This window comes from Ornithinibacillus halophilus, from assembly GCF_900129485.1.
Lineage (GTDB): Bacteria > Bacillota > Bacilli > Bacillales > Amphibacillaceae > Ornithinibacillus > Ornithinibacillus halophilus.
The window spans coordinates 12931-25319 of the sequence record NZ_FQVW01000019.1; the positions used below are offsets into that span (position 1 = coordinate 12931).

General features: G+C 35.1%; 14 protein-coding genes. 9 read left to right on the plus strand and 5 right to left on the minus strand.

The window, feature by feature from the left end; genetic code table 11:
- The first annotated feature begins 95 nt into the window (after nucleotides 1-95).
- Nucleotides 96-638, plus strand: a complete 543-nt coding sequence (locus tag BUB12_RS09235) for a hypothetical protein (RefSeq protein ID WP_072890274.1) — start codon at nucleotides 96-98, stop codon at nucleotides 636-638.
- 95 nt (nucleotides 639-733) lie between these two features.
- Here BUB12_RS09235 and BUB12_RS09240 read toward each other — a convergent pair whose 3' ends face one another.
- Nucleotides 734-2251, minus strand: coding sequence for a DHA2 family efflux MFS transporter permease subunit (locus BUB12_RS09240; protein WP_072890276.1), 1518 nt, complete (start codon nucleotides 2249-2251; stop codon nucleotides 734-736).
- Nucleotides 2252-2442: 191 nt separating this feature from the next.
- Between BUB12_RS09240 and BUB12_RS09245 the strand changes: the two genes are divergently transcribed.
- Entirely contained in the window at nucleotides 2443-3324 is an 882-nt protein-coding gene (locus tag BUB12_RS09245; protein WP_072890278.1) for a TetR/AcrR family transcriptional regulator, read from the plus strand.
- Between the two features lie 135 nt (nucleotides 3325-3459).
- Nucleotides 3460-4221 carry a DUF2087 domain-containing protein gene (locus tag BUB12_RS09250; protein ID WP_407668442.1) on the plus strand — a complete coding sequence of 254 codons (762 nt, stop codon included), beginning with the start codon at nucleotides 3460-3462 and terminating at the stop codon, nucleotides 4219-4221.
- Nucleotides 4222-4250: 29 nt separating this feature from the next.
- Here BUB12_RS09250 and BUB12_RS17665 read toward each other — a convergent pair whose 3' ends face one another.
- On the minus strand, nucleotides 4251-4406 hold the full coding sequence (locus BUB12_RS17665; RefSeq protein ID WP_159431563.1) for a hypothetical protein: 156 nt from the start codon (nucleotides 4404-4406) through the stop codon (nucleotides 4251-4253).
- 126 nt (nucleotides 4407-4532) lie between these two features.
- Here BUB12_RS17665 and BUB12_RS09255 point away from each other — a divergent pair, with 126 nt between their 5' ends.
- On the plus strand, nucleotides 4533-5867 hold the full coding sequence (locus BUB12_RS09255; protein WP_072890282.1) for an amino acid permease: 1335 nt from the start codon (nucleotides 4533-4535) through the stop codon (nucleotides 5865-5867).
- Here the strand turns inward: BUB12_RS09255 and BUB12_RS09260 are convergent.
- Together BUB12_RS09260 and BUB12_RS09265 are read right to left on the minus strand one after the other, a co-directional pair.
- Entirely contained in the window at nucleotides 5845-6474 is a 630-nt protein-coding gene (locus BUB12_RS09260) for a LysE family transporter (RefSeq protein WP_072890284.1), read from the minus strand. The genes BUB12_RS09255 and BUB12_RS09260 overlap by 23 nt on opposite strands.
- A 65-nt stretch (nucleotides 6475-6539) precedes the next feature.
- Entirely contained in the window at nucleotides 6540-7013 is a 474-nt protein-coding gene (locus BUB12_RS09265; protein WP_072890286.1) for a GNAT family N-acetyltransferase, read from the minus strand.
- Nucleotides 7014-7190: 177 nt separating this feature from the next.
- Here BUB12_RS09265 and BUB12_RS09270 point away from each other — a divergent pair, with 177 nt between their 5' ends.
- The 3 genes from BUB12_RS09270 (at nucleotide 7191) to BUB12_RS09280 (ending at nucleotide 9920) form a co-directional block, all read left to right on the plus strand.
- A complete protein-coding gene (locus BUB12_RS09270; protein ID WP_072890288.1) occupies nucleotides 7191-8123 on the plus strand; it encodes a ketopantoate reductase family protein in 933 nt (310 codons plus the stop codon).
- A 324-nt stretch (nucleotides 8124-8447) separates the two neighbouring features.
- A complete protein-coding gene (locus tag BUB12_RS09275) occupies nucleotides 8448-8987 on the plus strand; it encodes a DUF6241 domain-containing protein (protein WP_072890290.1) in 540 nt (179 codons plus the stop codon).
- Between the two features lie 15 nt (nucleotides 8988-9002).
- Nucleotides 9003-9920, plus strand: a complete 918-nt coding sequence (locus tag BUB12_RS09280) for an aldo/keto reductase (RefSeq protein ID WP_072890292.1) — start codon at nucleotides 9003-9005, stop codon at nucleotides 9918-9920.
- Between the two features lie 27 nt (nucleotides 9921-9947).
- Here the strand turns inward: BUB12_RS09280 and BUB12_RS09285 are convergent, their stop codons facing one another.
- A complete protein-coding gene (locus tag BUB12_RS09285; protein WP_072890294.1) occupies nucleotides 9948-10454 on the minus strand; it encodes a YusW family protein in 507 nt (168 codons plus the stop codon).
- A 147-nt stretch (nucleotides 10455-10601) separates the two neighbouring features.
- Between BUB12_RS09285 and BUB12_RS09290 the strand changes: the two genes are divergently transcribed.
- Together BUB12_RS09290 and csaA are read left to right on the plus strand one after the other, a co-directional pair.
- Nucleotides 10602-11816 (plus strand): DUF819 family protein, encoded by a 1215-nt coding sequence (locus tag BUB12_RS09290; RefSeq protein WP_072890295.1) that lies wholly within the window; start codon nucleotides 10602-10604, stop codon nucleotides 11814-11816.
- Nucleotides 11817-11899: 83 nt separating this feature from the next.
- Nucleotides 11900-12232, plus strand: coding sequence for a chaperone CsaA (gene csaA, locus BUB12_RS09295; protein WP_072890296.1), 333 nt, complete (start codon nucleotides 11900-11902; stop codon nucleotides 12230-12232).
- Nucleotides 12233-12389: the final 157 nt, after the last annotated feature.

A 12389-nucleotide genomic window follows, 5' to 3' on the forward strand; every position in this document is an offset into this window, starting at 1 on the left:
AGGATATAACCTATTTAATAAACACATTTTACATATTCATTTTACTAAACTCGGGTTGGGAAGCATGCAGTGCCAATCTTATCAGGGGGAGGAATATGAGAAAAGGGCTTTTGTTATTGGTGTTACTAATTTTAATGTCAGGTTGTTCGTCTAGTAGTTTAGAAGAAGCAGTTAGGAATAGTGGGTATGACCATGACCAACCAGATATTCTATATCAAGATGATGAGAATGGAATTGTTATTTTTTTAACGAAGAATTCTCAGGATGAATATATGATTGTTCAAAGCACATACAAAAAAACACTTTTTGATAATTTTAAAGTAGATTCAAATAATAACTATGGTGTTATTGTTGATATATCAAATCGATATGAATTTATTACTTTAGATGCAATAGGCAATGAGTCAGATAATCCTAAACACCTTGTTTGGGGCGGTGTTTACCAATATCCGGGTGCTGAGGTCGTTAACTATTCGGTAATAAGTGAAGATGGTGATGAAATCTATTCATCAAGTGTCGAAATCAATAGTAAACATGTTTTTGTTGATTTCTTACAAGATGATTCCTACATCTCAGGTGCTGAAAAAGTTTACTATGAAGTGCTAGATAATGAAGGGAATATTCTTTATACCCAATAAAAAATGGAGGCATTGCTATAATACTAGCAATGCCTTTTGATTTGCTTACATAACAAACGAGAGGTTGTTACACCTCCCGTAATCTTCAATAATATTTACCCTTGTGTTGCTGGGTTTTCATTGATTTCCGAATCTTGTGTTTCTGGTTTAATGTCTTCTGCTGAAGATGTAATTCGCTTCATAAAGAAGGTTAAGACAAGTGCTAGAACAATTACTATAGTAGAGATAAAGAATGAAAGATTAACCCCATTAAGCATTGCTTCTTTTAGGATGGATGCTTCCATTTCTTTCGTAACTCCATTTTCAGCAGTAGCTAAAGCTTGCATGTAAAGTTCTTCCCCTTTTGATTCCGAACGTGCATTCATCAAACTAACTAGTACTGCAGCTCCGATAGCACCAGTAACTTGCTGTAATGTGTTATTCATTGCCGTACCGTGTGGATAATATCTTTGTGGTAACTCATTCAACCCATTTGTCATGATAGGCATGAATACCATGGACATTCCAAATGCTCGAACAGCGAATAATATAACCATACTTGAGTAAGCAATTTCCATATCTAATTGACTAAAGAAGTACGTAGTTACAATTGTAATAGATAATCCAACAATGGCTAAATTCCTCGGACCAAACATATCAAATAATTTCCCTGTAATAGGAGACATAATTCCCATTACAAGTGCCCCTGGTAGCATTAATAAACCTGCTTCCATCGGTGAAAAACCACGGATATCCTGTACGTAAATTGGTAGCAAAATCATTGCTGAGAATAATGCCATTGATAAGACAATAGCAATTGTTTGAGAAAGTGCAAACATAGGATATTTAAAAATCCTAAACTCTAAGATTGGCTCCTCTAAACGGAATTGTCGTAGAATCATAATAACTAATGAGACGGCACCAACGATAATGGTTCCATAGGCCATTGGGTTACTCCAGCCTTCACCTGCAATACTAAATCCGTATAACAATCCACCAAATCCAAGACTTGATAGAATAATAGAAAGAACATCTAATTTAATTGGACGTTGTGGTGTTAAGTTTTTCAATCGGAAAATCGAATACACTAATGCGATAACTGAAAACGGAATAACAATAGTAAATAATGTTCTCCAATCATAGTGTTGAACGATGTATCCGGAAAGTGTTGGTCCCAATGCAGGAGCAACAATCATAACAAGCCCAAAGAATCCCATTGCTGTCCCACGTTTTTCAATTGGGAAAGAAACAAGCATAACGTTCATCAGTAATGGCATCATGACCGCTGAACCAGCAGCTTGGATCATTCTAGCTACAACTAAAATACCGAATGTCGGTGATATACTAGCTAAAACAGTACCAATTGTGAATAAGCTCATTGCTGTGATAAATAGGGATCGGTTTGTAAATCGTTGAATTAAGAAAGCACTGGCAGGGATCAATATTCCATTAATCAACATATAGCCAGTTGAAAGCCATTGAACGGCAGTTGGTTTCACTTCAAACTCATGCATGATAGTCGGTAGTGCAACATTTAATAATGTTTCATTTAAAATTGCCACGAATGCACCAACAAATAAAATGGCAATCATGGCATAAGGAGGTTTATTAGGGATCGCTGATGTCTCAGTCATATATTTTCCTTCTTTCATTTAATATCAATTTGTACTTCACATATTCTATACCGATAGTCTAAAATATGCAATAGTAAACTTTGAAAAAGAATATAATGTTGATTAAACAGTGTTTTAGTAATAGAATGACGGTATAATTAGTATGCGTTCATAACCTAAAAAAAGCTGTGAAGAAAGTAAAGGTGAAAAGCATGAACCCCAAAAAACAACAAATTATCGATGCAGCACTTAAGCTGTTTGTGAATAAAGGTTTCTCTAAAACGTCTATACAAGATATTATTAATGAAGCTAATATTGCCAAAGGAACATTTTATAATTATTTTGTCTCGAAAAATGAATGCTTGATGGCTATCTTAGAATTTGTGGAAGAAAAAGGTGACCAAAGAAGACAAGAGCTTGAATACGGGAAAAAGAAAACAGATGAAAAAGTATTCATTGATCAAGTAGCAGTCAGAATGAATATGAACAAAGAATACAATTTACTCCATCTATTTGAAACAGTGACTTTTTCTAGTGACAAAGATTTAATTGAGTTTATGAAGAAACAACACACAAAAGAGATTAAGTGGATTGGGAATCGTATTTATGAATTGTTCCAACTAGAGAAGCAAGATTATATTGTTGACCATGCTGTAATCTTTTTAGGAATGCTACACCATATCATGCATTTTTGGAAAATAAACAGCGATAGAGATATTCCAATAGAGCAGCCGATTCAATTTGTGTTAAATCGACTAAAACCAATGGTATACGAGCAGATTGAATCTGGAGAGCTATTTTTTAAAAAAGATTGGATTTTATTAGAAATCGATGCTTCAGATTCTGCTGATATTGAAGAACAATTTATAGATACGTTAAAAAAATTAAAAGAGAAATTGTCTAGGGAAAAACAGGATGTATCTAAGGAATTGGAATATATTGAGTTTATTTTACAAGAAATGAAATCAGCTGAACCAAAAGAATTTGTATTAGAAAGCATCTTACTGTCCTTAGCACAAACATTGAAAGATTCGAACTATGAACATGATGTGAGAAGAATCATGCATTTAGCAGAAGTGCTAAAAAATAATTGAAAAAACCTTCATCGAAACCCAATTTCGATGAAGGTTTTTTTAGGTATTGATTAATTGATAAAATATAAACGTTATAGTAAGATGTTTGTAAATGAGTAGACATTAATATGAAATGTTTAAAAAGAGGTGAATTTATTGGAAAGAGAAGAATTGTTTTGGAATGCTTCCATTGATGAGTTAAAACAAGGGTATGTCAAAAACAAAGATGTATTTACTTGCATTGTTTGTGGTAAGGCCTATCAGAAGGGAATAATTTATCCAAATGGTGAATTATTATATGAAGCAGAATTTGCAGTAAAACAACACATTAGGGACCAACATGGCTCGATGTTTCATTATTTACTTCAAATGAACAAGAAATATACTGGATTAACAGACTTGCAAAAAGAAATCATTAGCTATTTTAAAGCTGGCATGTCTGACAAAGAAATTGTGGATGAAATGGATGCAGGGAGTACATCTACTATTCGTACGCATCGCTTTAAACTTAAGGAAAAAGAAAAACAAGCAAAAGTCTTTTTGACAATCATGGAATTGCTAACGGAAGAACGAGAGCAACAGGAGGAAGATCCATTTATACAGATACACAAGGGGGCTACAATGGTGGACGAACGCTATGCAATCACGGAACAAGAGAGAGAAAAAGTGCTGAGTACTTATTTTAAAAATGGATTAGATGGACCACTAAGCCAATTTCCGAGTAAAGAAAAGCGGAAAATTATTATATTACAACATTTATTAACACGCTTCGAAGCAAATAAGGAATATACCGAGAAAGAAGTGAATCATATCATTAAATCTGTCTTCGATGACTTTGTTACAATACGCCGATATTTTATTGAGTATGGATTTATGTTAAGAAATCGTGATGGTAGTAAGTATTGGCTGAATAATTAACAGTGGGGAAACCCCACTGTTTTTTAAAATCAAACATCTCTTCCAGTAGCCCCGGGGTGTTTGTTGGAAGTTTTACGATTGTTCGTATTTGGATCTAGTTCCTTTCCACGTTCACCATGACCTAGATAATCAGTCTTTTCTTTCTTCTGGTATTTTACTAACTTGTCGAAGTCCTCATTTATCACAGTTATCCCTCCTATACCGATTACAATACCCAATTGAAAAATCTTCGATGCACCCATTATTTTCCGAATTAAATTGATCGATTGTTGGGGAATGTAAAGGTGAAGTGTGTAAGTAGGAGGATTATTATGGGGCAAACGAAAAATGAAGAGAAAAATATGAAATGGTGGCAACTATCTTTATTTGGTGTAGGCTGTACGATTGGTACAGGTTTTTTCTTAGGGTCCAGTATCGGGATTCAACTCGGTGGTCCATCCATAATACTAGCACTAGTTATTGCTGGGATTGCTACATACATCGTGTTTGATGCTTTAGCAAAACTGACTGCAGACCATCCAGAAGAAGGAGCATTTCGAACATATGCAAAAGAGGCGTACGGTCGGTGGGCCGGATTTGGAATTGGATGGATTTATTGGAGCGTTGAGATACTTATTATGGGGAGCCAATTGACAGCCTTGGCTATATTTACGAGGTTCTGGTTCCCTAATATCCCGTTGTGGATGTTAGCAGGTGCGTATGCAATTATAGGTTTATTCGTTTTATTAATTGGATCAAAAGGTTTAAGTAAAGTTGAAAATGTACTAGCAATCATGAAACTAGCAGCACTTGTTATGTTTATTGGACTTGCTGGTGCTTTTGTTTTTGGAATAATTGATGGGGCAGAGGAATTAAATATCCCAAAGTCGGTTGGTGAGTTTTTCCCAACTGGATTTGTTGGATTCTGGTCTGCACTGATTTTTGCCTTTTATGCTTTTGGTGGGATTGAAGTAATGGGATTAATGGCTGTTCAATTAAAGAATCCTAAAGAAGCGCCCAAAGCTGGTCGTGTCATGATTTTATCACTTGTCGTTATTTATGTTTTAGCCCTTGGCCTAGCACTAATTCTAGTTCCGTGGGGTGATTTTCCAGCTGAAGAGAGTCCTTTCATCATTTCTATCGAGGGGTTTAAGTTACCATATGTTACTCATATTCTAAATGGAGCAATGATTATTGCTGGTTTTTCAACGATGGTTGGGTCTTTTTATGGTGTAACTACAATCCTAGTTTCTCTAGCTCAAGATGGGGATGCCCCTCGTTTCTTTGCAAAAGAAGGGAGGCTGGCAATCCCGATTCCAGCCCTTGTCATTTTAATTATTGGTTTAATTGGTTCGATCGTTATGGCACTTGTATTGCCTGACAAAATTTACACTTACATTACTACCGGTGCGGGACTAATGCTTTTATACAATTGGCTGTTTATTATCCTTAGCGCAAGGAAACTATTAAAACCTAAATTTAGTATGCAAATCATGTATTTTACAGGAATTGGTCTTTTGCTTGCAGGTATTAGTGGTACATTACTCGATCAAACGAATCGACCTGGATTCTTTATAAGTATTGGGATATTAGCGTTAATTGCAATTGTCGTTTTCTTTATGAATAAAAAATGGAAAAAAGAAGCTAATACTCAATCATCAACATAATGCCTTGTGTACTAAAATAAATGCCAAATCCAATCAAAGCAAGTCCCGAGAAAATGGTAATGGCTCGCAGTAATTTAATGTTAAGTACTTTTCGAAAACTACTTGATAAAGCTGCCATAAACACATCCCAGGTTAGTAACCCAATAAAAATGGCGATGCTGTATAGCAATAATGCTTCATATCCATAGGTGCTAGCAGTATTTGCTAAAACGGATCCGTAAATACCAAGCCAAAATAAAATGGTTAGAGGATTCGTGATGGACATAATAAAGCCAGCAAAAAAGGATTTGTGTAGTGGCTCAGACAACCGATTTTGATTCGTAGTTAACTTTTTTGAACTGACCATGCTTTCTATCCCTGTATAAATAAGTACAAACCCACCAAATAGCCATAAAAATGTCTTTATAAATGGAGTGTCAATTACATGAACTACTCCTAAATACACAATTAACATATAAATAGCATCGGCAGTAATTGCACCAAGACCAACAAACCAAGCAGGGAAGAACCCTCCCTTAATTCCACGATCGAGTTGTGCCGCATTAACAGGGCCAATTGGAGCCGCTAGAGATAATCCTAAAAATATGTAGCTGAGAAAAACGCTCAAGTCATACACTCCTCTTTGAAATAGCTTGTCTACCTATATCTATTCAAAAAGGAGTACTTGTACAACTATTTTTTCTTAATCATTGTTATAAAGGTTGCACGACTATTTGAAAACTCATGTACTTGTACAAAGTTAAATTTTTCGTATAAATGAATGGCTCTCTTATTAAAACTGGCTACGGTTAATCGAATCACGGACTTTGGAAATTCCTCTTCAATACATTGGAGAATATTTGCGAAGAAAAGATGTCCATTCCCCTGACCTGTTCGTTCAGGTTTCATACCAATTCCGATATCTAAACAGTTATCTTTATAGATTTCTTTATGGTTTTTGGAATGTACTTGTGCTGATGAACCAAAACAAAAGAAACCAATCAGCTCTCTTGTTGGACTATGTACGGTACGATAGGAGCCATTTTGTAATTCTAATAGTGCGTCTCCTGAGAGTACATTATTATAAAAATCATACGGTTTCTCATATTTCCAAGTAAGAATTTCTATAGCATGCTTTTGAGTCATTTTTTTTATGATATAACTCATTTTGTATAATCACTCTCTTTTCCGTAAAAAACCACTGATGAAGTTTTCCTTTATATTGAGTTATTCTATGAAGATAATGAAAATTCCTTTAATACAATTCAATTGTTTGGAGAAGGATTCAATGGACCCTTTGTCGAAAATAATATAGGAAGAATCGATTAAAGGGGATGGATAATAATGAATATAACCGTATTAGGTGCCGGTGCAGTTGGAGGTTATTTTGGTTCGCGATTAGCTGATGCAGGTGCGAATGTGACATTTCTAGTTCGGGAAAAACGAAAGGAAAAATTAGAAAGTACTGGATTAAGGATAAAAAGTGTTAAAGGAGACACTTACTTTAGACAGCCTAATATAGCAACAGACCCCTCAGAAATAACAGAATGTGATCTTGTCCTTTTATCTGTAAAAGGGTACCACTTAGAAAATTCCTATCCAATGATTGAACCACTAGTGAATAGAGGAGCAAAAATCCTACCATTACTTAATGGCGTAGAACATTATGAGATTCTGGAAGAAAAGTTTGGTAAAGAAGCCGTCATTGGTGGACTATGTTTTATTATAACCACTCTAGATCAAGATGGAAACATAGTTCATACGAGTAATCAACATAATATAACTTTTGGTATGTTGGATGATAGCCATCGTTCTACCTGTAATCAATTGGAATCCGTACTTAAAAATGCAAACGTCGAATACACCTATTCTGATGAAATCCAGGAAGCAATTTGGAATAAGTATGCCTTTATTACGGCTTATTCTGGTATTACAACAGCAAGTCGATTAGAAATAGGTCCGATTCGTACCCAAAAAGAAACATTAGAATTATACAAGGATGCTGCAGCTGAAATGAAACAATTAGCTTCTGCGCATGGTGTAGATTTAGGTGAGAAATTTATCGATATAATAGAAGAAAGAGCATTTCAATTTCCGGAAAATGGGACATCATCCATGCATCAAGATTTCCGCAAAGGGTTGCCATTAGAGTTAGATAGTTTACAAGGCGGAGCTTTGCGTATGGCGAAATCAAAAGGAATGCAACTACCAATCATAGAAACTATTTATAGACTTTTAAAGCCATATGAACAAGGTAATATGGGAAAAGTATTATAGATGTTTTAATAAATAAAACCCCAACTTTGAATTCTATTAACTGAAAGCGACAACAGTTGACGGTGATTACCAAACTAGCGAAGTGTATTTTCCGGAGCGATCGAGTACACGCCACCAATAAACTTTTTTATGCAATTTAAAAAACTATAGAATCCAAACACTCAAAACATATTTTTCTAGAACCTTGTCTTTAGAGTGATTATTAATAGTTGTTTGCTAGGCTCTTTAAGTGTATAACCTCTAATAAACTCAATTAATTACAATCTACCAATCCAACATGTATAATTGGTGTAACTTACGAACCTTTTAGTTAGGAGGGTGATGATGAAAAAAGTAATAAAAATCATTATGTATATTACAATTACGATTCTATTAGGGTTCGGTGGATGGAAAGCATATGATTGGGTGACTGGTGAACTTGAAAAAGAGGAACAATTACTAAATGAAGAAAAACAACTAGAAGAAGAAGCAAAAGGAAAAATTGAGGAAGAAGATTTAGAGAAATTTGAAACAAAGGGTTTAAATCCCTTTGGGCAACAAAAGGCCATGAATGAAATGACTGACCGGTATTATCAAGATTATATTCACGGGATGTCTCATCAAAAGGTAAGAGCGAGCGAAAAATGGGGATTCTATGAAATACATCCTGATCGGATACAATGGCTCTTGGATGGATTAGAAGAAGTGGATCTGAATCATGAGGATATTTATCGGGAAATTTTAGAGAAATGGGCCGCTAGTGATTTTTCAACCATTGACGATGATCATAATGCCATTTGGGACTTACAAGGTGGCACCATTGGGAAAGCTACAGGTATATTAAGTCCTGAAGAGGAAGAAGCCTATATTAACAAAAATAAATAGCAAGGAGTTACAACAGTGAAAAATATCAGACTAGGTAATAGTGATTTGCATGTATCCAATTTATCACTAGGTTGTATGCGTATGGCAAACCTAAACGAATCTCAAGCATCGGACGTGATTAACCATTCACTTGAATTAGGAATCAATTTCTTCGATCATGCGGATATCTATGGTGGAGGTAAATCTGAGGAGATATTTGCAAATGCTATAGAGATGAACCCGGCCATCCGTGAAAAAATGTTTTTACAAACAAAAACTGGAATAAGAAAAGGATTCTTCGATTTCTCCAAAGAACACATTGTAGGATCTGTTGAACAGAGTTTAAAACGATTGAAAACCGACTATGTAGACGTGTTGTTATTACATAGACCAGATACCCTTGTCGAACCTGAAGAAGTGGCAGAAGCTTTTAATGAACTGGAACAAAGTGGAAAAGTGCGTTATTTTGGGGTGAGTAATCATAATCCACTCCAAATTGAACTGCTCAAGAAATATGTGGAACAAGATTTAATTATCAATCAGTTGCAGTTTAGTATGATGCATACAGGGATGATTGATGCGGGGTTACAAGTAAACACGAAGCATGAAAATAGCCTAAATCGAGATGGAAGCGTTCTGGATTATAGCCGTTTAAACGATATGACGATTCAAGCATGGTCTCCGTTCCAATATGGTTTCTTTGAAGGTGTTTTTGTCGATAATGACAAGTTTCCAGAGTTAAATGAAAAACTACAGGAAATTGCTGATAAGTATCAAGTAACGAAATCCGCAATAGCCATTGCATGGGTTTTGAGACATCCAGCTAAAATTCAACCGGTTCTAGGTACGATGAATATAGAGAGATTAACTCAAATTGCAAAAGCGTCGGATATTGTTCTAACAAGAGAAGAATGGTATGAACTTTATCGTTCAGCTGGAAATGAGTTACCTTAATAAAATATACTTCAATCAATTATATTACTAGTTGATTGAAGTATATTCCTTTTCAACTCCAACATTAAATGTAATCTCCAATTCAATGTTGATAGCGTCCTCTGGTATGTGGAAAGCCTCGATTACTGTTTTTACTACATCCTCATTAGGTGTTTCCTCTGTAAAATTAAACCCCGAAAATTTATCATCTAATTCCTCAAACGCACCAAAACTGTATAGATTAATATCTTGATTTTTGTCTTTATATATAGCGTCTATTCGCTCTCCATCAAATTCATACTCAATATTAATTGCATGTTCTGTGCCATTATAATCTGCCTGAAGAGAGAATGCCTTAAAACGGTATGCAGCAGCTTTAACAGCAGGATTATTAGGCTTAAGGTCTTCATTGTTATTACTATTATTCTCTATTTTAGTTTCCGCTCGTTTGGGATCAGTTGTAGGGTCAAACTCTACTTGTTGATTGTTTAAACCACAGGCAGGCAACCATGTGAATAATATTATCATCATTGTTGAAAGTAATAAGTTCCTCAAGTTGATCGCTCCTAAGATGACTTTACTGTTACTATTCCCAATCTGAGTTATCAATAAACCGGGAGTAAATGTGGATTAGGCAACCTTTTTGTGAATACGTTCTCCTTTCGATATAATCAGTACAGACGAAAATGAAGGAGAGGAACTATGGTTTATTCATTAATTCAACCGGATGATATTTGGATACTGTGGGCCTTTTTAGCTGGATGGGCAGGAATCAGTATCTATTTAGAACAAAAATATGATTGGGCATCCAAAGTTTCTGGAGCAATCATCGCTTTAGTCGGAGCCATGCTATTAGCTAATTTTAATGTGATTCCGACCGACTCACCTGTGTATGATACCGTTTGGAGTTACGTAGTTCCACTAGCGATACCGCTGTTATTATTCCAATCCAATATATTAAAAATTTGGAATGAAAGTGGTCGTTTATTAATTATGTTCCTATTTAGCGCCATTGGTACGGTTGTTGGTGCAATTGTAGGATTCTTCTTTTTGAAAGACTTAATACCGGGACTCGATAAAATAACCGCAATGATGACTGGGTCTTATATTGGTGGAAGTGTAAATTTAGCTGCATTATCAGCGAGATTTGAAACTCCTAGCGAAATGATATCTTCCGCTGTTGTTGCAGATAATTTAATGATGGCTTTATACTTTTTAGTATTAATGGTAATCCCAACACTCACATTTTTTAGAAGAAAGTTTAAAACTCCACATGTCGAAGAAGTTGAGAAAAACAATAATGATGGGAATGAGAATTTAGCTGCAAGTTACTGGAAAGGGAAAGAAATTTCATTACAAGATATTGGTCTAGCAGTAGGAACAGCATTTGCATTAGTTGCTGTATCATTTACTTTGGCCGAGTTTTTTGCAAACTTAATCCCAACTGGGGAAAATATCTTCTTTAATATTCTACATGGTATTTTAGGTGACAATTATTTAATGCTCACTACTATTACTTTACTAGCAGTCACCATCTTTTCTAGTTATTTTGAGAAAATTAACGGAGCCCAAGAGATTGGTACGTATTTAATATACATATTTTTTGTCGTAATTGGTGTACCAGCATCGCTTCCAATTATTCTTCAAAATGCACCATTATTATTAGTGCTCGTATTTATTATGGTTGTAATTAACATGGTTGTATCTTTTGTGTTAGGAAAGCTATTTAAATTTAATTTAGAAGAAGTTATTTTAGCGAGTAATGCCAATATTGGTGGTCCTACAACTGCAGCGGCTATGGCAATTTCACAAGGGTGGAGCAAGCTAGTAGCTCCTATTTTAATCGTTGGGACACTCGGATATATTATCGGAAATTATATTGGAGCAGCCTTGGGTTATTGGTTTGGTACGTTTTAATATAGTTAGTTGTCTGCTTTTTCTATTATTTAAAGCTATTTTTTGATAATATAGAAAACAAAATATAGTGATGGAGGAAGAAAATGGCGACTATTGATGATTTTATGAAGCTAGATTTGCGAATTGGAACGGTAGTAGAGGCTGAACCTTTTCCGGAAGCACGTAAACCAGCAATCAAACTTAAAGTTGACTTTGGTAGGGAACTAGGAATTAAACAATCATCTGCACAAATAACCAAACGCTATAACCCTGAAGATTTAATTGGAAGGCAAGTTGTAGGTGTGGTGAACTTTCCACCAATGCGAGTTGCAGGCTTTAAATCAGAGGTGTTAGTGATTGGTGGAGTACCAAGTGATGGAGATGTCGTTTTATTAAGGCCTGATGAAGAAGTAGAAAATGGTACAAAAATATCCTAATAAGGAGACAGTCAATAGGCTGTCTCCTATTTTTTACATTAAATTTTTAACCAACTTATAGTTATATTTACTCGTTGATTCGTCAAAGTTATAGAGGCGAATTGTTCATATAGTAATTCATAAAACCAAACTTTCGAAATTATGCTAAAGATTGTAT

Excerpts from the sequence above, each read along its gene's own strand:
- BUB12_RS09235 (WP_072890274.1), top strand. The coding sequence starts at position 96 with ATGAGAAAAGGGCTTTTGTTATTGGTGTTACTAATTTTAATGTCAGGT.
- BUB12_RS09240 (WP_072890276.1), bottom strand. The coding sequence starts at position 2,251 with ATGACTGAGACATCAGCGATCCCTAATAAACCTCCTTATGCCATGATT.
- BUB12_RS09245 (WP_072890278.1), top strand. The coding sequence starts at position 2,443 with ATGAACCCCAAAAAACAACAAATTATCGATGCAGCACTTAAGCTGTTT.
- BUB12_RS09255 (WP_072890282.1), top strand. The coding sequence starts at position 4,533 with ATGGGGCAAACGAAAAATGAAGAGAAAAATATGAAATGGTGGCAACTA.
- BUB12_RS09265 (WP_072890286.1), bottom strand. The coding sequence starts at position 7,013 with ATGAGTTATATCATAAAAAAAATGACTCAAAAGCATGCTATAGAAATT.
- BUB12_RS09270 (WP_072890288.1), top strand. The coding sequence starts at position 7,191 with ATGAATATAACCGTATTAGGTGCCGGTGCAGTTGGAGGTTATTTTGGT.
- BUB12_RS09275 (WP_072890290.1), top strand. The coding sequence starts at position 8,448 with ATGAAAAAAGTAATAAAAATCATTATGTATATTACAATTACGATTCTA.
- BUB12_RS09290 (WP_072890295.1), top strand. The coding sequence starts at position 10,602 with ATGGTTTATTCATTAATTCAACCGGATGATATTTGGATACTGTGGGCC.
- csaA (WP_072890296.1), top strand. The coding sequence starts at position 11,900 with ATGGCGACTATTGATGATTTTATGAAGCTAGATTTGCGAATTGGAACG.